The organism is Streptomyces sp. NPDC048523 (genome assembly GCF_043199815.1).
GTDB lineage: Bacteria > Actinomycetota > Actinomycetes > Streptomycetales > Streptomycetaceae > Streptomyces.
This window is the reverse complement of the sequence record NZ_JBICWQ010000005.1, coordinates 315,697-338,094: the sequence shown is the minus strand read 5'-3', so window position 1 is coordinate 338,094 and position 22,398 is coordinate 315,697. Positions and strand designations below refer to the sequence as shown.

The following is a 22,398-nucleotide window of genomic DNA, read 5'->3' as shown; positions in this document are numbered from 1 at the left end:
ACCCGGCACCGACAGTCAGCCCAGCGCGCGGCCCGTCGTCACGTCCACGTGGGCCGGGACCTCGTCGTGGCGGTCGCCGACCGTGGAGGTGCCGGTCGGTTCCAGCAGCAGGATGTCGGTCGGGACGGGGGCGTACGGCTTGTGCTCGACGCCCCGCGGGACGGTGAAGACGGACAGCCTCGGCAGGACGACGGTGCGTTCTCCGGCCGGCTCGCGCAGGGAGATGTGCAGTTCGCCGTCGAGGACCAGGAAGAACTCGTCGGTGTCGTCGTGCACGTGCCAGAGGTGCTCGCCCTCGACGTGCGTGACGCGGACGTCGTAGTCGTTGACGGCGGTGACGATGCGGGGGCTCCACTGCTCGGTGAAGGAGGCCAGGGCGGCGGGCAGGGAGACGGGTTCGGTTGCCATGGCGTCATCGTGCGGGCCGGCCGGCCGGCGTACGAGTGCTAGAAATCGCGTATGCCGCAAGGATCCTCTCAGCCCGTCCCTCGTCCGCACCGGGTCGCCGTGATCGTCGACGAGGGCACCAACCCCTTCGAAGTGGGCGTCGCCACCGAGCTGTTCGGGCTGCCGCGGCCCGAACTGGGGCGGCCGGGGCCGCTGTACGAGGTGACCCTGTGCACGCCGGCCCCCGAGGTCCGTATGAACCACGGCTTCTTCACGCTGGCCGGGGTGCCCGGGCTGGACGCCGTGGACGACGCCGACACCCTCGTGGTGCCCGGGCGGCCGGACAACGTCGTCCCGCGCGGGGCGGCGGTACGGGAGGCGATCCGCCGCACGCACGCGCGTGGCGCCCGGGTGATCAGCCTGTGCACCGGCAGCTTCGCGCTCGCCGAGGCCGGGCTGCTGGACGGGCGGCGGGCCACCACGCACTGGATGTGGGCCGACGCCTTCCGCGAGCTGCATCCCCGGGTGCGGCTGGAGCCGGACGTGCTGTTCGTGGACGAGGGTGACGTCCTGACGGCGGCGGGCAGCGCGGCCGCGCTGGACCTCGGGCTGTACGTCGTGCGGCGCGACCATGGCGCCGAGGTCGCGAACGCGGTGTCCCGCAGGCTCGTCTTCGCCGCCCACCGCGACGGCGGGCAGCGGCAGTTCGTGGAGCGGCCCGTGCCCGACGTACGGGACGAGTCGCTGGGCCCGCTGCTCGCGTGGGCGCAGGAACGGCTGGGGGAGCCGCTGACCGTCGCCGACCTGGCGGCCCGTGCGGCCGTCTCCCCCGCCACCCTGCACCGCCGTTTCCAGGCCCAGCAAGGGACGACTCCGCTGGCCTGGCTGACGGGGGAACGGGTGGCGCTGGCGTGCCGGCTCATCGAGCGCGGGGAGGAGCGACTGGACGTGGTGGCCGCGCGGAGCGGTCTGGGGACGGCCGCGAACCTCCGCGCGCGTGTGCGGCGCGAGACGGGACTCAGTCCGTCGGCCTATCGGCGGCGTTTCGGAGCGGGCGCCGGGGAAGCGATGACGGCATGAGATTCCTCGTACGCGACCGGCTCCTCGGCTTCGGTGACGACTACTGGATCGAGGACGACCAGGGCAACAAGGTGTTCCTCGTCGACGGCAAGGCCATGCGGGTCCGGGACACCTTCGAGTTGAAGGACACCCAGGGGCGGGTCCTGATCGACATCCACCAGAAGATGTTCGCCCTGCGCGACACGATGGTGATCGAGCGGGACGGCGAACCGCTGGCGACGATCAGGCGGAAACGCCTGTCGCTGCTGCGCAACCACTACCGGGTGGCCCTCGCCGACGGCCGTTCCGAACTCGACGTCAGCGGCAAGATCCTCGACCGGGAGTTCGCCGTCGAGTACGACGGTGAGCTGCTCGCGGTGGTCTCGCGCCGGTGGCTGCACGTGCGCGAGACCTACGGCGTCGACATCGTCCGGGACGACGCGGATCCGGCGCTGCTCATCGCGGTGGCGGTGTGTGTGATCCACCTCGCCGAGAAGGACCGGGAGGACGACTGAGACGGGACGACTGAGAGGGGACGACTGACGCGGCGACCCGGGGTCAGAGCACCCGGTCCTTCAGGGCCGGGAACTGCTCCCTGGTCACGGCCACCTTCCCGGGGTCGAACTCCACCGTGAGGACCTCCTCGCCGGCGCCCGCCTCCGCGAGGACCTCGCCCCAGGGATCCACCACGATCGAGTGACCGGCCTGCGGAACTCGCGCGTGTGTCCCGGCCGTTCCACAAGCGAGCACGAACGCCTGGTTCTCGACCGCCCGCGCCCGGGCCAGCAGCGTCCAGTGCCCCCGGCGGCGCTCCGGCCAGCCCGCCGGGATCACCAGGGTCTCGGCGCCCGCGTCGACGAGACCGCGGAAGAGTTCGGGGAAACGGAGGTCGTAACAGGTGGCGACGCCCAGGGTCGTCTGCGGCAGACGGACCGTCACCAGGTCCTCGCCCCGGCCCATCAGCACGGCCTCGCCCTTGTCGAAGCCGAAGCGGTGGATCTTGCGGTAGGAGGCGGCCAGGTCGCCGGAGGGGGAGAAGAGGAGGGAGGTGTTGTAGAGGGTGCCGTCCGGGGTCCGCTCGGGGATCGAGCCCGCGTGCAGCCACACGCCCGTCTCGCTCGCCGCCTTCGCCATGACCTCGTGGGTGGGCCCTTCCAGGGGCTCGGCCTGGCTCTCGAACTCCTCGAAGGCGAACGCCCCGGTGGTCCACAGCTCCGGCAGTACGACGAGGTCGGCTCCGGCCTGATCCCCTACCAGTGCCGCCACGCGACGCCGACGTGATTCGACCGATTCGCCCTCATCCACGGCGATCTGGATCAAAGAGGCGCGCACACTACCACCGTCCTGGCATTCGGGCCGTCCCTTACGGGCCTACGATCGTCACACGAAAGCACTGCCGGGGTGCCTCACAGCAGCGTAACTTAGCGTCTCAAGACACCCGCCGACAGCCACCACCTCCACTGGCAACGACGCCATCACCAGCCCGTGCTCCGACCGCCGAGGGGTCCCGTTCCGTGAGTCTGCATCCCACCCTCCAGCCCTACGCCGACGCCTGGACCGACTCCATCGACGCGATATCCGAGCTGGTGAACCCCCTCGTGGAGGGAGAGTGGAACCGCCGCACCCCCTGCCCCGGCTGGTCGGTGAGGGATGTGGTGTCTCATGTCATCGGTCTGGACTGCGAGATGCTGGGCGACCCGCGCCCCATCCACTCCCTCCCACGCGACCTCTTCCACGTCACCAACGAACACCAGCGGTACATGGAGATGCAGGTCGACGTCCGCCGTCACCACACGGCACCGGAGATGACCTCCGAGCTGGAGTACGTCATCATCCGCCGCAACCGTCAGCTGCGGAACGAGTCCCGCGACCCCGGCACGAAGGTGCGCGGCCCGCTCGGAACCGAACTGACCCTCGCGGACTCCATGCGCCAGCACGCCTTCGACGTCTGGGTGCACGAGCAGGACCTGCGCACCGCCCTGGGCCGGCCCGGCAACCTGGACTCCCCCGGCGCGCACATCGCCCGTGACGTCCTGCTCGCCGCGCTCCCCGACGTCGTGGCCGTCAAGGCCGAGGCGCCCCGCAGTTCGGCGGTCGTCTTCGACGTCCACGGTCCCGTCGAGTTCCTGCGCACCATCCGCGTCGACATCCAGGGCCGCGGCACCCTGGAGACCGTCCCCGCTCTCGGGCCGGCCGCCGCCCTCAGCCTCGACTGGGAGACGTACGTCCGCCTGGCCTGCGGCCGCGTGAGCGTGGACGCGGTGGCGGACAGGGTGAAGGCGGAGGGCGACCCGGAGCTGACGTCGGCGATCCTGCGGAACTTCACGGTGACGCGGTAGCGGGTGACGGGGCCCGGCCCGGACGGGGTGGCCCCGACCGCGCGCCGACGTCCGTTCAGGCGGGCACGTGGACCGTCTCCACGCGGCTGGCCACCAGCCGCTCCCGCTCCCGCCGGGCCGCCCGTCCGCGCAGCCGCAGGATCTGGCTGACGCCGAGCGCCTGGAGCACGAAGACGGAGGAGAAGGCCACGGTGTAGTTGTCGCCGGTCGCGTCCAGGAGCACACCGACGGCGAACAGGGTGGTCATCGAGGCGACGAACCCGCCCATGTTCGTGATGCCGGACGCGGTGCCCTGCCGCTCCGGCGGGTTCGCCGGACGCGCGAAGTCGAAGCCGAGCATCGACGCCGGTCCGCACGAGCCGAGCACCACACACAGCACGATCAGCAGCCACATCGGCGCCCGCTCGCCGGGGTAGGCCAGCGTGGCCGCCCACAGCAGCGCCGTCGCGCCCACGGTCCCGAGCGCGAGCGGCAGCCGCGCCCCGTGGTGCCGGGCGACGACCTGGCCGTAGACCAGACCGACGACCATGTTGGACAGCACGACCAGGGTGAGCAGTTCGCCCGCCACCGCGCGGGACAGGCCCTGCGCCTCGACGAGGAACGGCAGGCCCCACAGCAGCAGGAACACCATCGCCGGGAACTGCGTCGTGAAGTGCACCCACAGGCCGAGCCGGGTGCCGGGTTCCCGCCAGGACGCGGCGATCTGGCGGCGTACGTAGGCCGCTCCCTGGTGCGGGAAGGGCTCGGGCCCCTGGCCCTCGGGGTGGTCCTTGAGGAAGAGCAGCAGCAGGACCAGCACCACCACACCGGCCAGCGAGCTGCCCGCGAAGGCGGCCGTCCAGCCGACGCCGTGCAGCAGCCGGGCCAGGACCAGGGTGGAGACCAGGTTGCCGGCCATGCCGGCGAGCCCGGCGAGCTGCGCGACCAGCGGTCCGCGCCGGGCCGGGAACCAGCGGGTGCCCAGCCGCAGCACGCTGATGAAGGTCATCGCGTCGCCGCAGCCGAGCAGGGCGCGCGAGGCGAGGGCGGTGCCGTACGACGGTGAGAACGCGAAGCCGAGCTGCCCGGCCGTGAAGAGCACCACGCCGAGCGTCAGCACCTTCTTGGTGCCGAGCCGGTCCACGAGCAGACCGACCGGTATCTGCATCCCGGCGTAGACCAGGAGCTGGAGGATCGAGAAGGTCGACAGGGCCGAGGCGTTGACATGGAAGCGTTCGGCCGCGTCGAGGCCGGCGACCCCGAGGGACGTCCGGAAGATGACCGCGACGAAGTAGACGGAGACGCCGATGCCCCACACGGCCATCGCGCGCCGGCCGCCCGGAGGGTCACCCGGAAGAGTGGTCCTGCTCATCGCACCTCACCCCGGGCGAGGTGGGAGAACCACTCGACGTGCCCGTGGATCAGGCCCACGACCGCCTCGGCGTCACCGGAGCGCAGCGCCTGGAGGATCTGCTCGTGCTCGCTGAGGGTCTTGGTGATGCGGTCCGGGTGGGCGTGCATGACGGCGACGCCCATCCTGAGCTGGCGGTCGCGGAGTTGGTCGTAGAGCCGGCTGAGGATCTCGTTGCCGCCGCTGCGGACGATCTCGGCGTGGAAACAGCGGTCGGTGACGGCGGCACCGGCCAGATCGCCGGCGGCGGCCTGCTCCTTCTGCCGCGCCAGCAGTTCCTCCAGGCGGGCGATGAGCTGCGGGGACGCGGGGACGGCCTTGCGGGCGGCGTGCCCCTCGACGAGCTGCCGGGTCTCGACGACGTCGGCGATCTCCTGCGCGGAGACGGGCAGGACCAGCGCTCCCTTTTTCGGGTAAAGCTTGATCAGCCCCTCGACCTCGAGGCGCAGCAGTGCCTCCCGCACCGGAGTGCGCGACACTCCGGTGGCCTCGGCGAGCTCACCCTCGGTCAGCAGGCTCCCGCCCTCGTAACGGCGGTCCAGTACACCCTGCTTGACGTGGGTGTAGACGCGGTCGGCGGCGGGGGGCTGCTTCACGGCCAGAGTCATGCCCACAGCTTAGATACAACACGTACGCAAGATGAATCCCGTTCCAGCATGCGGACCCGGGAGGAACTCTTACCGGCGAAAGTCACACCCGCCCCAGCCGGGGCACAACCTTGTGTGCTACTTACGTGTCACACACGTGCGGCCCCACTTTCTTCCCCTTTCAACTCGGCCGCACTTCAGGGGCATTCGACGTATTCGGGGTATTTCAGTTGATTACCGCCATCAAGGGCCTCCGCGTCCGCAGAGCCGCAGCCGTCGCGATCACGACCGGCGCAGTGCTCGCCACCGGAGCTCTCACCGCGGCACCCGCGCAGGCGCTCACCGCGCCGACCATCACCGCCAAGGGCGGATTCCTGATGAACAGCGCGACCGGCTCGACCCTCTACAGCAAGGCGCCGAACACGAAGCGGCTCACCGCTTCCACCACGAAGATCATGACCGCGAAGGTCGTGCTGTCGCAGTCGAACCTGAACCTGGACGCCAAGGTCACCATCAAGAAGGCGTACAGCGACTACATCGTCTCCAAGGGCGCCTCGTCCGCCCACCTGATCGTCGGCGACAAGGTGACCGTCCGTCAGCTGCTCTACGGCATGATGCTGCCGTCCGGCTGCGACGCCGCGATGGCCCTGGCCGACAAGTTCGGTTCGGGCTCGACGGTCTCCGCGCGCACCAAGTCGTTCATCGCCAAGATGAACACCACGGCCAAGAACCTCGGCATGACGAACACGAAGTTCGACTCGTTCGACGGCATAAGCAATGGTGCGAACGCCTCGACGCCGAAGGACCTCACGCTGCTCGCCCGCAACGTGATGAAGAGCTCGACCTTCAAGTCCGTCGTGAAGACCAAGTCGTACACGGCCAAGACGATCACGAAGACCGGCAGCACCCGCACCATGGGTGCCTGGACGAACACCAACACCCTGCTCGGCTGGAACGGCACGCTCGGCATCAAGACCGGCTCGGGCACCGACTCCAAGTACTGCCTCGTCTTCGCCGCCACGAAGAACGGCGAGTCCGTCATCGGCGCCGTCATGACCGCCCCCGACGCGGCCAACCGCACGGCCGACGTGAAGAAGCTCATCAACTACGGCTACGCGAAGATCAGCTGACGTCCTCGGACATCGCGAAGGGGCCTGCCGCTGGTTCAGCGGCAGGCCCCTTCGCGTGCGGTGTGTCGGGTCCTCAGGCCCAGGTGATGAGTTTCCTGGGCTGTTCGAGGACGGCGGCCACGTCGGCGAGGACCTTGGAACCCAGCTCCCCGTCGATCAGACGGTGGTCGAAGCTGAGGGCCAGGGTGGTGACCCGGCGGGGCTTGACCTTGCCCTTGTGGACCCAGGGCTGGAGCTTGATCGCGCCGACGGCGAGGATCGCGGACTCGCCGGGCGGCAGGATCGGGGTGCCGGTGTCGACGCCGAAGACGCCGACGTTGGTGATGGTCACCGTGCCGCCCTGCATGGCGGTGGGGCTGGTGCGGCCCTCCTTGGCGGTGGCCACCAGTTCGCCGAGTTCCTGGGCGAGTTGGGGCAGCGCCTTGGTGTGGGCGTCCTTGATGTTCGGGACGATCAGGCCACGGGGGGTGGCCGCGGCGATCCCCAGGTTGACGTAGTGCTTGAGGACGATCTCCTGGTTCGCCTCGTCCCAGGACGCGTTGACGTCCGGGTTCCGCTTGATCGCCACCAGGAGGGCCTTGGCGATCAGCAGGAGCGGGTTCACGCGCAGGCCCGCGAAGTCCTTGTCCTGCTTGAGCTCCTCGACCAGCTTCAGGGTGCGGGTGACGTCCACCGTCACGAACTCCGTGACATGCGGGGCGGTGAACGCGGAGCCGACCATCGCCTGGGCGGTGGCCTTGCGGACGCCCTTGACGGGGATACGGGTCTCGCGGGCCGCGTCGTACGAGGCGGCGGGCGCCGCCTGGACCGCCGGGACCTGTGTCGCCGGGGCCTGCGTGACCGGGGCCTGCGTGACCGGCGCGGGCGCCTCGGCCGGGGCGACGGCCGCGTGGACGTCCTCGCGGGTGATGATTCCGTCCGGGCCGGACGGGATCACCGTGCTGAGGTCGACGCCCAGGTCCTTGGCCAGCTTGCGCACCGGGGGCTTGGCCAGCGGACGCGACTGCACGGCTGCGGCCGACGCGGTGACGGCCGACGCGGTGGGCGCCGGAGCTGCCGGGGCCGGGTCCACGAGGGCCGGGCCATGGCCGTTCAGCTCGGTCTGGATCGCCACCGAGGCCTGCTGGACAGGCAGTTCGGGGCCCTTGCGGGGGCGGCGCTTGGTCGAGGAGACCGCCACGCCGTAACCGACCAGGACCGGCTGACGGCCCGTGCCCTCCGGCTTCTTCTCGGGAGCGGGGGCGGGAGCGGGAGCCGCAGCGGCCTCGGGAGCCTCGGCCGGCGTCTCCGGGGCCGCGGGGGCCCCGCCGCTCACGTCGATGGCGATGATCGCGGTGCCCACGTCGACCGTGGTGCCCTCGGGGAAGCGCAGGTCGCGCACCACCCCGTCGTAGGGGATGGGCAGTTCGACGGCCGCCTTGGCCGTCTCCACCTCACACACCACCTGCCCGTCGGTGACCGTGTCGCCCACCTGGACGTACCACTTGAGGATCTCCGCCTCGGTCAGGCCCTCGCCCACGTCGGGCATCTTGAACTCACGTACGGACGCATCCGTCATCGTCGTCACGGCCCTCTCCTCAGTACGCCAGCGAGCGGTCGACGGCATCCAGCACCCGGTCCAGGCCCGGCAGGTACTCGTCCTCCAGACGCGCCGGCGGATAGGGGGCGTGGTAGCCGCCCACCCGCAGCACCGGCGCCTCCAGGTGGTAGAAGCACCGCTCGGTGATCCGGGCGGCGATCTCCGCGCCGGAACCGAAGAACACCGGCGCCTCGTGCACCACCACCAGCCGCCGCGTCTTCTCCACCGAGGCCTGGATCGTGTCGAAGTCCAGGGGCGAGACGGACCGCAGGTCCAGCACCTCCAGCGACTTGCCCTCCTCGGCGGCCGCGTCCGCGACCTCCTGGCAGAGCTTCACCATCGGGCCGTAGGCGACCAGGGTGACATCGGTGCCCGCACGGGCCACCTGCGCCTTGTGCAGCGGTCCCGGGATGGCCTCGGTGTTGACCTCGCCCTTGTCCCAGTAGCGCCGCTTGGGCTCGAAGAAGATCACCGGGTCGTCGCTCTGGATGGCCTGCTGCATCATCCAGTACGCGTCCGACGCGTTCGACGGCGAGACCACCTTCAACCCCGCCACGTGCGCGAACAGCGCCTCCGGGGACTCCGAGTGGTGTTCCACCGCGCCGATGCCGCCGCCGTAGGGGATACGGACGACGACCGGCATCTTGACCTTGCCGAGCGACCGGGCGTGCATCTTCGCCAGCTGGGTGACGATCTGGTCGTAGGCCGGGAACACGAAGCCGTCGAACTGGATCTCCACCACCGGCCGGTAGCCGCGCAGGGCCAGGCCGATCGCGGTGCCGACGATGCCGGACTCCGCGAGCGGGGTGTCGACGACCCGGTCCTCGCCGAAGTCCTTCTGCAGGCCGTCGGTGACCCGGAAGACACCGCCGAGCTTGCCGACGTCCTCGCCCATCACCAGGACCTTGGGGTCGGTCTCCAGGGCCCGCCGCAGCGACTCGTTGATCGCCTTGGCCAGAGCCATGTTCTTGAATGTCACCGTCTCCGCCATGATCAGGCCCCTTCCCCATCCGCGAACGACGCCTGGTAGGCGGCGAAACCGGCCCGCTCCTCATCGACCAGCGCATGCCCGTCCGCGTACGCGTGGTCGAAGATGGCGAAACGGTCCGGGTCCGGCATGGCACGGACCGCCTCACGCACTCGCCTGCCCAACGCCTCGGACTCGGTCTCCAGTTCCGCGAAGAATCCCTCGTCCGCGTGGTTTGCGGCCTCCAGGTACCGGCGAAGACGCAGGATCGGGTCCTTCGCCTCCCACGCCTCGCGCTCCTCGTCGGCCCGGTACTTGCTCGGGTCGTCGGAGGTGGTGTGGGCGCCCATCCGGTAGGTGTACGCCTCGACGAGCGTCGGCCCCTCACCCGCACGGGCCCGCTCCAGCGCCCACTTGGTGACGGCCAGCGACGCGAGCACGTCGTTGCCGTCGACCCGCACTCCCGGGAAGCCGAAGCCCTGCGCGCGCTGGTAGAGCGGGACGCGGGTCTGCTTCTCGGTCGGCTCGGAGATGGCCCACTGGTTGTTCTGGCAGAAGAACACGACCGGGGCGTTGTAGACCGCGGAGAAGGTGAACGATTCGGCCACGTCGCCCTGGCTGGAGGCACCGTCGCCGAAGTACGCGATGACCGCGGAGTCGGCGCCGTCCTTGGCGACGCCCATCGCATAGCCCGTGGCGTGCAGCGTCTGGGAGCCGATGACGATCGTGTAGAGGTGGAAGTTGTTGCTGTTCGGGTCCCAGCCGCCGTTGTTCACCCCGCGGAACATGCCGAGCAGGTTGGTCGGGTCGACCCCGCGGCACCAGGCCACGCCGTGCTCGCGGTAGGTCGGGAAGACGTAGTCGTCGTCGCGCAGCGCCCGTCCCGATCCGATCTGGGCGGCCTCCTGGCCGAGCAGCGAGGCCCACAGACCCAATTCGCCCTGGCGCTGCAGGGAGGTGGCCTCGGCGTCGAAGCGACGGGTGAGCACCATGTCGCGGTACAGGCCGCGGAGCTCTTCGGGGGTGATGTCGACGACGTACTTGTCGTACTCGGCGTTCTTGACGCGCTTGCCCTCGGGCGTCAACAGCTGAACCAGTTCGGGCTTGGTGCTCGGGGACTTCCTCGTCCCGGCGCTGCGTCGCGGCTTGCGCGCGGCAGTGCTCTCCACGGTCACGTGTGCTCCTCCGTCGGTCCGGCCCCCGGGGTTGCCGGGTGTACCAGTGCGGCTCACCTGTTCCGCCCCCGTGCACGGGGTGGGTGTCACTCGGCCGGAACAGGCGTGACAGGTGCCCCGGCGAGCGCCCTGCAAGAATCACGTTACCCAGTGCTCCACATTTCTGTGAAACCCCCTTTGACCTGGGATTTTGCTTGGATTTCCAAGTAAATCGGAAAAGGTCGAAGGGGCGCTGGTCACAGCCTTGCAGGAGGCCGGAGCAACGGCACGTTATCCCGTCGACCCAGGTCACCGGAAGGGTTTCCGTGGCCGACTTGCCGAGAGCCCGAGAAGGAGAAAACAGGGTATTTCTCCTCGCCGTTCTCTTCGGCGTTCTCCTCGGCGGCCTTGAGATCGCATTCCGGCCGACGATCTTCGAGCGTTCCGGGGCCCCGTACGCGACGGACAGGACGTCCCGTTGACCGAAGGAGACCGAGCGCGACTTACTGTGGCAGTCTGTGACTGCCTGTGACAACGCCCAGCTCACAGCGTCGGCTTCTGCCCTAGCATCTGGCGCGTGCCGCGCTCTCCTGTACCACCCCTCATGCCTCACGCGCCCCCGCTGGGCGCCCTTCTCCGCCAGTACGCCGCCGGATCCGCCCTCGCCTGCGATCCCGTCGACCAGGGCCTGCTCAACCGCGGCTACCGACTCCGCACCACCCGCGGCCGCTACTTCCTCAAGCACCACTTCGACCCCGAGACAGCCGCCCCCGAGGCGATCGCCCGCCAGCACCGCGCCACCGAGCGCCTGGCCGCCCTCGGTGTCCCGGTCGCCCCGCCCTACCCCGCGCACGACGGCCGCACGGTCGCGGTCGTCGGCGGCCACGCCTACGCCCTCCACCCCTGGATCGAAGGCCGCCACCGGCACGGCGCCCAGCTCACCGCCGCGCAGTGCGGCCGGCTCGGGGCGCTGCTGGGTGTGGTGCACGCGAGTCTGGAGCGGGTCATGCCGCTGCAGGGTCGCGAGCGGGCCGAAAAGGGTGCGTGGGCAGACGGGGGCGCACGAACCGACGGGGGCGCCCCGCCCACTGAGCCGCACCTGCCGCCGCCCGGCCAGAACGCAGAGGCCGCAGAGGCCGCAGAGACCGCTGAGGCCGCCGTGACCCGGGAGGCTTCGGGGACCGCGCCCCCCGACGCGAACCCCGTCGATGCGAACCCCGTCGACACCGGTGCCGACCCCGCCGCCACGTTCGCCCTCATCGACGACCTCCTCGCGCGCGTGCGCCGGCACCGGCCCGCCGACTCCTTCGACGAGCTGGCCCGGCACCGGCTCCTGGAGCGGCGGGCGCTGCTCGAACAGCACGTGGGACGGCGGCCTCCGCACAGCGGACCGGTGGGGTGGGTGCACGGGGACTTCCACCCCTTCAACCTGCTCTACCGGGGCGACGCCCCCGCCGCGATCGTCGACTGGGACCGGCTCGGCGTGAAGCCCCGCGCCGAGGAGGCCGTACGCGCCGCCGCGATCTTCTTCGTACGGCCCGCGGGGACGCTCGACCTGCCGAAGACGCGGGCCTACGCGCGCGCGTACCGGCGTACGGCGGGAGCCACGCCCTCGGAACTCGCGGCGGCCGTGCACCGCGTGTGGTGGGAGCGTCTCAACGACTTCTGGATGCTGCGCTGGCACTACGAACGCGGCGACACCCGCGCGGACCCCCAGTTCCCGGCGGCCTCCGCGCTGGTGGTGTGGTGGACGCGGGAGTACGACGCGGTGTGCGACGCGTTCGCGGACTGACACGGGGGCCCGCAAACAGCACCGCGCGCGTGGCCCCGGAAACGGGCGCCACGCGCGCGTGAGGCGTCGCGGTCGGTCCAGCGGTCGGTCTAGGAGTCGCCTCCGCCGTCGCCACCCGCGCCCCCGACGAGGGCACCGCCGCCGGTCGGCTCCCCCGTGTCCGTGGGCTCGGGCGTGTCGCTGGGCTCCGGCGTGTCGGAAGGCTCCGTCGCGGTCTCGGACGGCTGCGTCGCCGAGGGCGACGGCGTGTAGGAGGGCGTGTACGACGGCGTATAGGACGGCGTGTAGCCGGAGTCGCCCGAGGTGCCGCTGTTGTCCGTGGACGTGTCGGTCTCCTCGCTCGTCGCCTCGTCGCTCGGCGTCTCGCTGGCCGTCTGGTCGTCGGTGGACTGCGAGGTGGTCGGCGAGACGGAGTCGCCGGTGCCGCCACCGCTCCCGCCGCCGCCACCGTTGTTGAGCGCGAGGGCGACGCCCGCCGCGACGGCGATCACCGCGAGGACGGCGAGGATCCACAGCTTGCCGCGGCCGCTGCCCCGGTTGCCGTGTCCCTCGAAGCCGCCCTCGTCCCCGCCGCCGTAACCGGAGGGCAGGATCTGCTGCGGGATCTGGGTGGTGCCGGCGCCGGGGTGCGGCAGCACGCTGGTGCTCGCGAAGCCCGCGGCGGGCGTGCCACGGCCGTCGTGCGCCGTCACCGGGCCGGTGTTCCAGGTGCCGGTGTGGCCGCCCTGGTCGTACAGCATCTGCAGCCCGTACTGGACGAGCCCGCGCATCTCCTCGGCGGTCTGGAAGCGGTCGTCCGGCTCCTTGGCGAGCGAGCGCATGACGAGGCCGTCCAGCTCCGGCGGGACGGCCTCGGAGACCTGCGAGGGGGGCGTCGGGATGTCCTGGACGTGCTGGTAGACGACGGACAGCGGGGTCTCGCCGGTGAACGGCGGCCGCAGGGCGAGGAGTTCGTACAGCAGACAGCCCGTCGCGTACAGGTCGGAGCGGTGGTCGACGGCCTTGCCGAGGGCCTGCTCCGGGGAGAGGTACTGCGGGGTGCCCATGACCATGCCGGTCTGCGTCATCGTCGTGGACGCGCCGTGCAGGGCGCGGGCGATGCCGAAGTCCATCACCTTGACCGCGCCGTTGTGCGTGATGATCACGTTGGCGGGCTTGATGTCGCGGTGCACGATGCCATGCTGGTGCGAGTAGGCGAGCGCCTCCAGGACCCCGGAGACGATGATCAGGGCCTGCTCGGGACCCGGCGCCTCGGCGTTGAGCAGCAGATCCCGGATCGTCCGCCCCTCGACGATCTCCATGACGATGTACGGCACCGACTGGCCGCCCACGAAGTCCTCGCCGGAGTCGTACACGGCGACGATCGCGTGGTGGTTGAGGCCGGCCACGGACTGGGCCTCACGCGTGAAGCGGGCCTTGGAGATCGGGTCCTCGGCGAGGTCGGCGCGCAGCAGTTTCACCGCCACGGTGCGGCCGAGCCGTACGTCCTCGGCCGCGAACACCTCGGCCATACCGCCCCGGCCGAGTCTGCGGGTCAGCCGGTACCGGCCGTCCCCCACCAGTCCGCCGTTACCCCACAGCTCCGGCGCATCTGACATTCCGCCGCCAGTCGCCTCGGGGTCGGACGGGCCCTGAGCGCGCTGCTGCTGTGCCATCGGTCCTCGCCGTCGTTTCTGCCCGCGGTGCGCGCGGTGTTGTTACGGTCTCCGTCGGCCACGCTACAGCCTTCACGCAAGCCGTCGGTCCGGGATGAGCCCGGGGACCGGCCCGAGACGGACCGGCCGTCCCACCTGTACTACGTCTCGGCGTGCACATTCTGTGTACCGGCCGTAGGGCAGCTGTAACGCCCGCACGACCTTTCTTTCGCGTACGGTCACGGAACGGGCACCGCGTCCGCCGGGCCGGCGGAACGGACTCCGTGGCCAAACTCACGAAGAAGAACCCGAACGAGCGTTTCCGACCAGCGGTTTCCCTCCGACGGCTGCCCATCAGCGACGCTTCACCCATGCCTCTCCACCGGAGGCTTTCCAGCGACGGCTTTCCAGCGGCGGCTTCCAGCGGCGAGATGAAGGGCCCGGCAGCGTCGGCTGCCGGGCCCTTCCTGGTCGGGGGGTTACAGGTACGGTCCGCCCGAGCGGCCTCCCGCGCGCGGGTCACCGCCGTCCTCCTGGCCGCCGACACCCGGCGGGAGGGCGCGGCGCATCGACTCCAGCTGGGCCCGCGCGGCCATCTGCTGGGCGAACAGGGTGGTCTGGATCCCGTGGAAGAGTCCCTCGAGCCAGCCCACCAACTGGGCCTGCGCGATGCGCAGTTCCGCGTCGCTCGGGGTCACGTCCTCGTTGAAGGGCAGGGAGAGCCGCTCCAGCTCCTCCACGAGCTCGGGGGCCAGGCCGTCCTCCAGCTCCTTCACCGAGCTGGCGTGGATCTCCTTGAGCCGGGCCCGGCTGGCCTCGTCGAGAGGAGCCGCGCGCACCTCTTCGAGCAGCTGCTTGATCATGCTGCCGATCCGCATGACCTTCGCGGGCTGCTCGACCATCTCCGTGACCGGGACCTCCCGGGAGTCGTCGTCACCCCCGCCGCCCAGTGCCATCCCGTCCTGGCCCACGACCAGGATTTGGGGACTTTCCGGCGAACCTTCGTTCCTCGGCATCTCCATGCCGCCATTCTCTCGCACCGGTACACCTCACCACTGGGGTGCCCCCACTGTGTGCTGATCCACCGCTCCCGGAGGGAATCGCCCCCATGGAGTCACCCGGAGTGCCGGTCCTCTGACGAAATGCCAGTCTTGTCCCGTGACTCTCTGGCTGCGCGCGACAGTACTGGCGATCGTGGTGGGCGCGAGCGCGACGGTCCTGCCGCAGGCCGACCGGGCGTACGGCACCGAGCCGACGCGACCCGTCCCGGCGGCGAGCACGTCCGCCTCCGCCGCCACCAGGCGGTCACCGGGCTCGGTACCGGCCCACGAGACCCTGCGGAAGCCCGTACGGCCGTACGCCACCGGGTCCCTGCCGCAGGACACGTCGGCCGCCCCCTCCGATCCCCCGTCGAGCCCGGAGCCGGCTCGTGAATCGCGGCATTCCGTCTCCTCCGGTGCCCCGCGCGGGCACGGCCCGGAGCGCGCCTCGCCTTCGGCCTCCCTCGCCCCCTCCCCCTCGGCCGCCACCCCCTCCCGTGCGGGAAGCCGTGCGGGTGAGGGCCGGGAGCGGCCGGGGCGGCGGGAGGAGCCGGAGGCGGAGGCGGAGAACGCGGACGCGGACGGTACGCAGTCCGCGGGGACCGACGCCGGGGACAACGGCCTCACTGCCGTGTCGAAGCCGCCCCCGCAGACCGCCGCGGCACGGCCGTCCCGTCCCGCGGAGCGGCCCGTGGCCGGGACCAAGGTGTTCATCCTGCCGCTCGGCACCGGGCTGGTGCTGGTCGGACTGGGGCTCGGGCTCGGCCTGTTCGCGCTGCGGATACGGCGCTCGTAGGGCCGTACCGGAACTCCTAAGAGGCGACCAGCAGGACCTTTCCGATGTGGCCGCTCTCCTCGACGACCCGGTGCGCGGCGGCCGCGTCGCTCATCGGGATCTCGCGGTCGACGACGGGACGGATGTGCCCGGCGTCCAGCAGCGGCCACACATGTTCGCGTACGGCCGCCACGATCGCCGTCTTCTCGGCCGGCGGCCGCGCCCGCAGCGAGGTCGCGCTGATCGCGGCGCGCTTGTTCAGCAGCGTGGCGATGTTCAGTTCGCCCTTGACGCCGCCCTGCATGCCGATGATCGCGAGGCGTCCGTTGACGGCGAGGGCGTTGACGTTGCGGTCGAGGTACTTGGCGCCCATGTTGTCGAGGATGACGTCGGCGCCCGCCCCGTCGGTGGCCTTCTTGACCTCCTCGACGAAGTCCTGCTCGCGGTAGTTGATCAGGACGTCCGCGCCGAGCTCGGCGCAGCGGTCCAGCTTCTCCCGCGTGCCCGCGGTCACCGCGACCTTGGCGCCCACGGCCTTCGCGAGCTGGATCGCCATCGTGCCGATGCCGCTGGAGCCGCCGTGCACCAGCAGGGTCTCGCCGGGACGCAGGTGGGCGACCATGAAGACGTTCGACCAGACCGTGCAGACCACCTCGGGAAGCGCGGCCGCCCGCTTCAGGTCGATGCCCTTCGGCACGGGCAGCAGCTGCCCGGCCGGTACGGCGACCTTCTCGGCGTATCCGCCGCCCGCGAGCAGCGCGCACACCTCGTCGCCGACGGCCCAGCCGGAGACACCGGGGCCGATCTCGGCGATCCGCCCGGAGCACTCCAGGCCGGGGTAGGGGGAGGCGCCGGGCGGAGGGTTGTAGAAGCCCTGGCGTTGCAGGATGTCGGCGCGGTTGACGGCTCCGGCCACCACCTCGACCAGCACCTCGCCCTCGCCGGCCACGGGGTCCGGCACCTCGCTCCAGACCAGCGCCTCGGGTCCACCGGGTTCGGGAATCGTGATCGCATGCATGCGCTCGACGCTACTCCCCGCCGGAAAAAAGTCCGTGCACCACCGATGAGTTCGCGCGACGGTAAAGGTCTCCCCATGCGTAGCCCAAGTACGCGGAAGGACACCCACCATGAGCCAGCACACGTCGGACCTGGCCATCGAGACCGCAGGCCTGGTGAAAACGTTCGGCGAGACCAGGGCCGTCGACGGAGTCGACCTCGCGGTGCCGGCCGGCACGGTCTACGGCGTCCTCGGCCCGAACGGCGCCGGCAAGACCACCACCGTGAAGATGCTCGCCACCCTCCTGCGGCCCGACGGCGGCGAGGCCCACGTCTTCGGCCACGACGTCGTCCGCGAGGCCGACGAGGTCCGCGGCCGCGTCAGTCTCACCGGCCAGTACGCCTCCGTCGACGAGGACCTCACCGGCACCGAGAACCTGGTCCTGCTGGGCCGTCTCCTGGGCCACCACAAGAAGGCGGCACGCGAGCGCGCCGGGCAGCTCCTGGAGGCCTTCGGTCTCTCGGAGGCGGCCGGGAAGCAGGTCAAGCACTACTCCGGCGGTATGCGGCGCCGTATCGACATCGCCGCGTCCATCCTCAACACCCCCGAGCTGCTCTTCCTCGACGAGCCCACCACCGGTCTCGATCCGCGCAGCCGCAACCAGGTCTGGGACATCGTGCGCGCGGTCGTCGCCCAGGGCACCACCGTGCTGCTGACCACGCAGTATCTGGACGAGGCCGACCAGCTGGCCTCCCGGATCGCCGTCATCGACCACGGCCGGGTGATCGCCGAGGGCACCAAGGGCGAGCTGAAGGCCTCCGTGGGCGCCGGGACCGTACATCTGCGCCTGCGGGACGGCGGGCAGCGGCCGGAGGCGGCTGAGATCCTACGGCGGGCCCTGGACGCCGAGGTGCAGCTGGAACCGGACTCGGTCGCGCTGACCGCGCGGCTCGCCACGGCAGCCGGTGACACGGCCGCCGAACAGGCCTCCCGCGCCCTCGCCGAACTGGCCCGCACCGGCATCACGGTCGACAACTTCTCGCTCGGCCAGCCCAGCCTGGACGAGGTGTTCCTCGCCCTCACCGGACACGACACACAGGACACCCAGGACCCCCAGGACAGCGAGGAGATCGCGGCATGAGCACCGTCACCCAGACCGAGGCCCAGGACCTCGCCCCCGTCAGCGCCGAGTCGCTGGCAGCGCTGCTGGTCACCGGGGAGCGGCCGCCGCGTCCGAGCGCGCTGTCGGCCTCGCTGACCTTCGGTTGGCGGGCGATCCTCAAGATCAAGCACGTGCCGGAGCAGCTCTTCGACGTCACCGCGTTCCCGATCATGATGGTGCTGATGTACACGTACCTGTTCGGGGGCGCCCTGGCCGGGTCCCCGGAGGAGTACATCCAGTTCCTGCTGCCGGGCATCCTGGTGATGTCGGTCGTGATGATCACGATGTACACGGGTGTCTCGGTCAACACCGACATCGAGAAGGGCGTCTTCGACCGCTTCCGCTCGCTGCCGATCTGGCGGCCGTCGGTGATGGTCGGCTATCTGCTCGGCGACGCCCTGCGGTACACGATCGCGTCCGTCGTGATGCTCACCGTCGGCGTGATCCTGGGCTACCGCCCGGACGGCGGGATCGGCGGTGTGGTCGCCGGGATCGCGCTGCTGGTCGTGTTCTCGTTCGCGTTCTCGTGGATCTGGACGATGTTCGGGCTGCTGCTGCGGACCGAGAAGTCGGTGATGGGCGTCAGCATGATGGTGATCTTCCCGCTGACCTTCCTGTCCAACGTCTTCGTCGACCCTCGCACGATGCCGGGCTGGCTCCAGGCCTTCGTCAACAACAGTCCGATCACCCATCTGTCCTCGGCCGTACGCGAACTGATGGCAGGCGACTGGCCCGCCGACGAGATCGCCTGGTCACTGGGGTGGGCGGCCCTGTTCGTCGCGGTCTTCGGACCGATCACCATGCGGCTGTACAACCGCAAGTGACCAGATCCGCGTTCCGGAGCGCGTTCAGCTGTACGGAAGCGGGCGATGTCCGGTACCACGGGCGGGCCTGTTCGTCGCAGATCCGCGTTCCGTAGCGCGTTCAGTCCTGCTGAAGCGGGCGGAAGTCGGGTGCCACCTGGGTGCCCGGCGTCGCCCGCACGATCGTGATCAGCCGGTCCGTCAGCTCCAGCGTCCCGACGGCCGGATCGTCGTACCCGAGCACCCGGTGCCCGCGCAGCACACTGACCACCAGGTCGTCCGTCTCCCGTGGCTTCCTGCCCACCTCGGCCTTTATGACCGGTCGTTCGATGATGTCGAGTCCGCTGCCCTGCTGGATGAGGTCCTCCATCACCATGCCGGCCGCGGGGCTCAGCACCGACAGTCCGAGGAGCCGGCCGGCCGCGCTGGCGCTGGTGATGACCGCGTCCGCGCCGGACTGCTTGAGCAGCGGCGCGTTCTCCTCCTCGCGCACCGCGGCCACGATCTTGGCGCCCTTGTTGAGCTGCCGGGCGGTCAAGGTCACGAGGACGGCCGTGTCGTCGCGCTGAGTGGCGATGATGATCTTCCGCGCCCTGTGCACCTCGGCCCGCTTCAGCACCTCGCTGCGCGTCGCGTCCCCGATGACCCCCGCATAGCCCTCGGCGGTCGCGGCCTCGATCGCCTTGCCGCTGGGGTCGACCACCACGACCTGCTCCTTCTTCAGGCCCGTCGCGCACACGGTCTGGATCGCGGAGCGGCCCTTGGTTCCGAAGCCGACGACGACGGTGTGGTCGCGCAAGGTGGACCTCCAGCGGTTGAGTCGCCACTCCTCGCGGGTGCGCTCGGTGAGGACCTCGAGCGTGGTGCCGACCAGGATGATCAGAAACAGCACACGCAGGGGCGTGATGACGAAGATGTTGGTGAGCCGGGCGGCATCACTGACCGGGGTGATGTCGCCGTATCCGGTGGTGGAGAGGGTGACGGTCGCGTAGTACCAGGCGTCGAGGAAGTCGACCGACTTGTCCGAGTTGTCGTTGTAGCCGTCATGGTCGGCGTAGACGATCAGGGCCGTCGCCGCGAGGACCAGCAGGGCCATCAGCACCCGCTTGGCGACCTGACGGAACGGGTGCTCCACCACCGTGCGCGGCAGCTTCACCTTGTGGGTCACGAGATGCTCGTCCGCCTGGCGGGCGATCGCGTCATGGCCCGGAAGTTTCACGTGAAACACACCCCGATTCCGGCGGACGCCCAGGGGAGATCGAGCAGTTCGGCCTCCTGCCCCGGCCGGGCACCCCCGGGCGGTACGACGGCGAGGGCATCGGCGGCCGCGATGCCCCGGAGCATGGCCGGACCGTTGTAGTGCAGCGGGATCGCGCAGTCACCGTGCAGGACGACCGGGACGAGCCGGGTGTCGTAGGGGTGACCGTGGGCCTCGTCCCTCAGGGGCAGGGTGTACGGCTCCGGGGCCGGGCGGGCGGCCAGGGTCCGCAGCAGCGGTTCGGCGAGCGTGAGCAGGCCGGAGACGGCGGCCAGGGGGTTGCCCGGCAGACCGACGAGGTGCTGGTTGTCCTTGGTACGGGCCAGCAGCATGGGGTGGCCGGGGCGCACCTTGACACCGTCGACCAGGAGTTCGGCACCGATACGGCCAAGGATGGGGTGGACGTGGTCGACGGGTCCGGCCGCAGTGCCGCCGGTCGTGACGATCACGTCCGCCTTGGAGCCGGTGATCGCCTTGTACAGGGCCTGGGCGGAGTCACCGAGCCGGCGTACGGCGGTGACCTCGGCGCCGAGCGCGCGCAGCCAGGGCGGGAGCATCGGGCCGAGGGCGTCCCGGATCAGACCGTCGCGCGGGGTGCCCTCGGTGAGCAACTCGTCGCCGAGGACGAGGACGTCGACGCGGGGGCGGGGGACGGCGGTGAGGGTGTCGTACCCGGCGGCCGCGGCAAGGCCGAGGACGGCCGGGGTGGCGAGGGTGCCGGGCGGCAGGAGCTGGTCGCCGCTGCGGCATTCCTGGCCGCGCGGGCGGATGTCCTGGCCGTGCACGACCTCCCGGGTGGCGTGCAGCCGGCCCTTTTCGTCGGTCTGCCCGTGCTCGCTGCGCAGGACGGCGGTGGTGTCCGGGGGGACACGCGCGCCGGTGGCGATCCGGGCCGCCTCGCCGTCGGTGAGAGGCGCGGGCTCGGCGTGCCCGGCCAGTACGCCCTCCTCCCGTACGGCCCAGGGGCCGGGGCCCGCGACCGCCCAGCCGTCCATGGCCGAGGTGTCGAAGGAGGGGAGGTCGGTGAGGGCGTCGAGGGGGGCGGCCAGGGTGAGTCCGAGGGCGTCACCGAGCCGTACGGAGACGGGGGCGCGGCGGGTGACCGCGCGGGCGGCCCGGGCGGCCGTGGCGCGGGCCTCGGGCCAGGGGGTCGCCCTGTGGCGGGGGTCGGGTTCGGCCGCCGGGCCGGAGCCCCGGGGGGGCGGCGCGGGAGTGCGGCGGCCCCCCGGTTGCGTGGTGCCGTTGTCTTCTCTCACCAGGGCCAGCGCCTCCTCGACGTCGAGGTCGTCGGCGTCCTCGGGGAGGCCCGCGGGGTCGCCGGCGCGCACGGACCGGGCGGTCATCCGGCGTCCGGGCGGGTTTCCCGGGCCCCGTCGGGCGCGGCGGCCGTGTCCCCATCGGCCTCCTCCGCCCAGCGCAGGGCCAGGGCCGCGGCCTTGCGGGAGGCCTCGGCGACCGCCTCGGGGTCTCCGCCCGCCTGGGCGGCGGCGTAGCCGACGAGGAAGGTGGTCAGCGGTGCCGCGGGCCTGGCCACGCCGTGCGCGGCGTCACGGGCGAGGTCGAGCAGCACGCCGGTGTCGACGTCGAGGTCGATGCCCAGCTCGTCCTTGACTGCGGAAATCCATTCATCCAACACGTGGTCATGCTCCCTGATGCGTGCCCTGGCGGTGGCGATGTCGTCCCAGGTGTCGCAGTCGAAGGACGCGACGGGGTCGGGGACGCGGGTGAGGTCGAGCGCGGCGGTCAGCCGGCGCAGCGGAAGGCCGGTGAGAGCGCCGTGTTCCTTCGCGAGTGCGGCGAGCTCGTGCCGCAGTGACGAGGTGCGGTACGCGGCCACCAGCGGCTGGTCGCGGCCGTCGGCGTCGGTGAGCAGCACGCCGTCGGCGCCGCCCGTGCGCAGGACGGTCAGCAGCGTTCGTGCCGTGCCCTCCTGAAGGAAGGGCAGGTCGGCGGAGAGCACCAGGACGTACCGCGCCGCGGTGTGCCGCAGGCCGGCGTCCAGGGCGGCCAGCGGACCGCCGCCGGGCGGGTCCTCGCGGGCCCATATCACCGGCCGGGCGGTGGGGCGGGGGTCGGCGACGACGACGGTGGTGCTCGCGTCGGCGCAGGCCGCGAGGACGCGGTCGAGCAGGGCGCGTCCGCCCACCCGCACACCGGGCTTGTCCGCACCGCCGAGCCGCCGGGCTGCACCCCCGGCGAGCACGACGACGTCGTACACAGGACCGGCGTCCGAGGCGCGCGGGGGCTCGTTGGAGGTCACCCCCCGAGTATGCGTGCCGTCGCGATCACAGGGAACGTGCGGCGGCACCGCGATCGGGGGTGGCGTGCCGGCACCGCGCTCGCGG

At 71.2% G+C, this 22,398-nt stretch carries 21 protein-coding genes; 8 read left to right on the top strand and 13 right to left on the bottom strand.

All coding sequences use genetic code 11. The annotated features are described in order from the left end of the window. Positions 1-15: 15 nt before the first annotated feature. On the bottom strand, positions 16-408 hold the full coding sequence (locus ACGFWE_RS27110; RefSeq protein WP_393602338.1) for a cupin domain-containing protein: 393 nt from the start codon (positions 406-408) through the stop codon (positions 16-18). 51 nt (positions 409-459) lie between these two features. Here ACGFWE_RS27110 and ACGFWE_RS27105 point away from each other — a divergent pair, with 51 nt between their 5' ends. Together ACGFWE_RS27105 and ACGFWE_RS27100 are read left to right on the top strand one after the other, a co-directional pair. Further along, on the top strand, positions 460-1,467 hold the full coding sequence (locus tag ACGFWE_RS27105) for a GlxA family transcriptional regulator (RefSeq protein WP_393602336.1): 1,008 nt from the start codon (positions 460-462) through the stop codon (positions 1,465-1,467). Next, positions 1,464-1,961: an LURP-one-related/scramblase family protein gene (locus tag ACGFWE_RS27100; RefSeq protein WP_393602334.1), complete on the top strand. Its 498-nt coding sequence runs from the start codon at positions 1,464-1,466 to the stop codon at positions 1,959-1,961. Before ACGFWE_RS27105 ends, ACGFWE_RS27100 begins: the two co-directional genes overlap by 4 nt. Before the next feature lie 43 nt (positions 1,962-2,004). On the opposite strand, the gene ACGFWE_RS27095 is transcribed toward ACGFWE_RS27100, so the two are convergent. Next, positions 2,005-2,778: a carbon-nitrogen family hydrolase gene (locus ACGFWE_RS27095; protein ID WP_352387321.1), complete on the bottom strand. Its 774-nt coding sequence runs from the start codon at positions 2,776-2,778 to the stop codon at positions 2,005-2,007. A 182-nt stretch (positions 2,779-2,960) separates the two neighbouring features. Between ACGFWE_RS27095 and ACGFWE_RS27090 the strand changes: the two genes are divergently transcribed. Continuing rightward, the gene (locus ACGFWE_RS27090; protein WP_352387319.1) at positions 2,961-3,785 is read left to right on the top strand and encodes a maleylpyruvate isomerase family mycothiol-dependent enzyme; all 825 of its coding nucleotides are present in this window, start codon (positions 2,961-2,963) and stop codon (positions 3,783-3,785) included. Positions 3,786-3,840: 55 nt separating this feature from the next. On the opposite strand, the gene ACGFWE_RS27085 is transcribed toward ACGFWE_RS27090, so the two are convergent. Both ACGFWE_RS27085 and ACGFWE_RS27080 read right to left on the bottom strand, forming a co-directional pair. Then, positions 3,841-5,136, bottom strand: a complete 1,296-nt coding sequence (locus ACGFWE_RS27085) for an MFS transporter (protein ID WP_352387317.1) — start codon at positions 5,134-5,136, stop codon at positions 3,841-3,843. Beyond that, positions 5,133-5,783: a GntR family transcriptional regulator gene (locus ACGFWE_RS27080; protein WP_352387316.1), complete on the bottom strand. Its 651-nt coding sequence runs from the start codon at positions 5,781-5,783 to the stop codon at positions 5,133-5,135. The genes ACGFWE_RS27085 and ACGFWE_RS27080 overlap by 4 nt, the downstream gene beginning before the upstream one ends. Positions 5,784-5,992: 209 nt before the next feature. Here ACGFWE_RS27080 and ACGFWE_RS27075 point away from each other — a divergent pair, with 209 nt between their 5' ends. Then, complete coding sequence (locus ACGFWE_RS27075; protein ID WP_393602331.1) at positions 5,993-6,892, top strand: D-alanyl-D-alanine carboxypeptidase family protein; 900 nt, start codon at positions 5,993-5,995, stop codon at positions 6,890-6,892. A gap of 73 nt (positions 6,893-6,965) precedes the next feature. On the opposite strand, the gene ACGFWE_RS27070 is transcribed toward ACGFWE_RS27075, so the two are convergent. The 3 genes from ACGFWE_RS27070 to pdhA are packed head-to-tail and all read right to left on the bottom strand — an operon-like array spanning position 6,966 to position 10,613. Then, a complete protein-coding gene (locus ACGFWE_RS27070) occupies positions 6,966-8,459 on the bottom strand; it encodes a dihydrolipoamide acetyltransferase family protein (RefSeq protein ID WP_393602329.1) in 1,494 nt (497 codons plus the stop codon). A 10-nt stretch (positions 8,460-8,469) separates the two neighbouring features. Beyond that, entirely contained in the window at positions 8,470-9,462 is a 993-nt protein-coding gene (locus tag ACGFWE_RS27065; protein ID WP_393602327.1) for an alpha-ketoacid dehydrogenase subunit beta, read from the bottom strand. A 2-nt stretch (positions 9,463-9,464) separates the two neighbouring features. Further along, a complete protein-coding gene (gene pdhA / locus ACGFWE_RS27060) occupies positions 9,465-10,613 on the bottom strand; it encodes a pyruvate dehydrogenase (acetyl-transferring) E1 component subunit alpha (RefSeq protein ID WP_352387309.1) in 1,149 nt (382 codons plus the stop codon). Between the two features lie 583 nt (positions 10,614-11,196). On the opposite strand from pdhA, the gene ACGFWE_RS27055 reads away from it, so the two are divergent. Continuing rightward, on the top strand, positions 11,197-12,384 hold the full coding sequence (locus ACGFWE_RS27055; protein WP_393602325.1) for a phosphotransferase: 1,188 nt from the start codon (positions 11,197-11,199) through the stop codon (positions 12,382-12,384). Positions 12,385-12,473: 89 nt separating this feature from the next. Here ACGFWE_RS27055 and ACGFWE_RS27050 read toward each other — a convergent pair whose 3' ends face one another. Together ACGFWE_RS27050 and ACGFWE_RS27045 are read right to left on the bottom strand one after the other, a co-directional pair. Next, the gene (locus ACGFWE_RS27050) at positions 12,474-14,039 is read right to left on the bottom strand and encodes a protein kinase (RefSeq protein WP_352387305.1); all 1,566 of its coding nucleotides are present in this window, start codon (positions 14,037-14,039) and stop codon (positions 12,474-12,476) included. Between the two features lie 458 nt (positions 14,040-14,497). Next, positions 14,498-15,040 (bottom strand): bacterial proteasome activator family protein, encoded by a 543-nt coding sequence (locus tag ACGFWE_RS27045; RefSeq protein WP_352387303.1) that lies wholly within the window; start codon positions 15,038-15,040, stop codon positions 14,498-14,500. Positions 15,041-15,176: 136 nt separating this feature from the next. Here ACGFWE_RS27045 and ACGFWE_RS27040 point away from each other — a divergent pair, with 136 nt between their 5' ends. Continuing rightward, complete coding sequence (locus ACGFWE_RS27040) at positions 15,177-15,854, top strand: hypothetical protein (protein WP_393602323.1); 678 nt, start codon at positions 15,177-15,179, stop codon at positions 15,852-15,854. A gap of 16 nt (positions 15,855-15,870) precedes the next feature. On the opposite strand, the gene ACGFWE_RS27035 is transcribed toward ACGFWE_RS27040, so the two are convergent. Continuing rightward, positions 15,871-16,851: an NAD(P)H-quinone oxidoreductase gene (locus ACGFWE_RS27035; protein WP_393602321.1), complete on the bottom strand. Its 981-nt coding sequence runs from the start codon at positions 16,849-16,851 to the stop codon at positions 15,871-15,873. A gap of 109 nt (positions 16,852-16,960) precedes the next feature. On the opposite strand from ACGFWE_RS27035, the gene ACGFWE_RS27030 reads away from it, so the two are divergent. Then, positions 16,961-17,971 carry an ATP-binding cassette domain-containing protein gene (locus ACGFWE_RS27030; protein WP_393602319.1) on the top strand — a complete coding sequence of 337 codons (1,011 nt, stop codon included), beginning with the start codon at positions 16,961-16,963 and terminating at the stop codon, positions 17,969-17,971. Continuing rightward, on the top strand, positions 17,968-18,816 hold the full coding sequence (locus tag ACGFWE_RS27025) for an ABC transporter permease (RefSeq protein WP_393602317.1): 849 nt from the start codon (positions 17,968-17,970) through the stop codon (positions 18,814-18,816). The genes ACGFWE_RS27030 and ACGFWE_RS27025 overlap by 4 nt, the downstream gene beginning before the upstream one ends. A 100-nt stretch (positions 18,817-18,916) precedes the next feature. Here the strand turns inward: ACGFWE_RS27025 and ACGFWE_RS27020 are convergent, their stop codons facing one another. From ACGFWE_RS27020 to ACGFWE_RS27010, 3 genes are read right to left on the bottom strand one after another with little or no spacing between them, the layout of a single operon-like run. Then, a complete protein-coding gene (locus tag ACGFWE_RS27020) occupies positions 18,917-20,014 on the bottom strand; it encodes a potassium channel family protein (protein WP_393602315.1) in 1,098 nt (365 codons plus the stop codon). Further along, positions 20,011-21,396, bottom strand: a complete 1,386-nt coding sequence (locus ACGFWE_RS27015) for a molybdopterin molybdotransferase MoeA (RefSeq protein WP_393602313.1) — start codon at positions 21,394-21,396, stop codon at positions 20,011-20,013. Before ACGFWE_RS27015 ends, ACGFWE_RS27020 begins: the two co-directional genes overlap by 4 nt. Continuing rightward, entirely contained in the window at positions 21,393-22,313 is a 921-nt protein-coding gene (locus ACGFWE_RS27010) for an NTP transferase domain-containing protein (RefSeq protein WP_393602311.1), read from the bottom strand. Before ACGFWE_RS27010 ends, ACGFWE_RS27015 begins: the two co-directional genes overlap by 4 nt. Positions 22,314-22,398: the final 85 nt, after the last annotated feature.

Excerpts from the sequence above, each read along its gene's own strand:
- ACGFWE_RS27025 (WP_393602317.1), top strand. The coding sequence starts at position 17,968 with ATGAGCACCGTCACCCAGACCGAGGCCCAGGACCTCGCCCCCGTCAGC.
- ACGFWE_RS27050 (WP_352387305.1), bottom strand. The coding sequence starts at position 14,039 with ATGGCACAGCAGCAGCGCGCTCAGGGCCCGTCCGACCCCGAGGCGACT.
- ACGFWE_RS27105 (WP_393602336.1), top strand. The coding sequence starts at position 460 with ATGCCGCAAGGATCCTCTCAGCCCGTCCCTCGTCCGCACCGGGTCGCC.
- ACGFWE_RS27015 (WP_393602313.1), bottom strand. The coding sequence starts at position 21,396 with ATGACCGCCCGGTCCGTGCGCGCCGGCGACCCCGCGGGCCTCCCCGAG.
- ACGFWE_RS27100 (WP_393602334.1), top strand. The coding sequence starts at position 1,464 with ATGAGATTCCTCGTACGCGACCGGCTCCTCGGCTTCGGTGACGACTAC.
- ACGFWE_RS27085 (WP_352387317.1), bottom strand. The coding sequence starts at position 5,136 with ATGAGCAGGACCACTCTTCCGGGTGACCCTCCGGGCGGCCGGCGCGCG.
- ACGFWE_RS27030 (WP_393602319.1), top strand. The coding sequence starts at position 16,961 with ATGAGCCAGCACACGTCGGACCTGGCCATCGAGACCGCAGGCCTGGTG.
- ACGFWE_RS27055 (WP_393602325.1), top strand. The coding sequence starts at position 11,197 with ATGCCTCACGCGCCCCCGCTGGGCGCCCTTCTCCGCCAGTACGCCGCC.
- ACGFWE_RS27080 (WP_352387316.1), bottom strand. The coding sequence starts at position 5,783 with ATGACTCTGGCCGTGAAGCAGCCCCCCGCCGCCGACCGCGTCTACACC.
- ACGFWE_RS27045 (WP_352387303.1), bottom strand. The coding sequence starts at position 15,040 with ATGGAGATGCCGAGGAACGAAGGTTCGCCGGAAAGTCCCCAAATCCTG.
- ACGFWE_RS27110 (WP_393602338.1), bottom strand. The coding sequence starts at position 408 with ATGGCAACCGAACCCGTCTCCCTGCCCGCCGCCCTGGCCTCCTTCACC.
- ACGFWE_RS27035 (WP_393602321.1), bottom strand. The coding sequence starts at position 16,851 with ATGCATGCGATCACGATTCCCGAACCCGGTGGACCCGAGGCGCTGGTC.
- ACGFWE_RS27065 (WP_393602327.1), bottom strand. The coding sequence starts at position 9,462 with ATGGCGGAGACGGTGACATTCAAGAACATGGCTCTGGCCAAGGCGATC.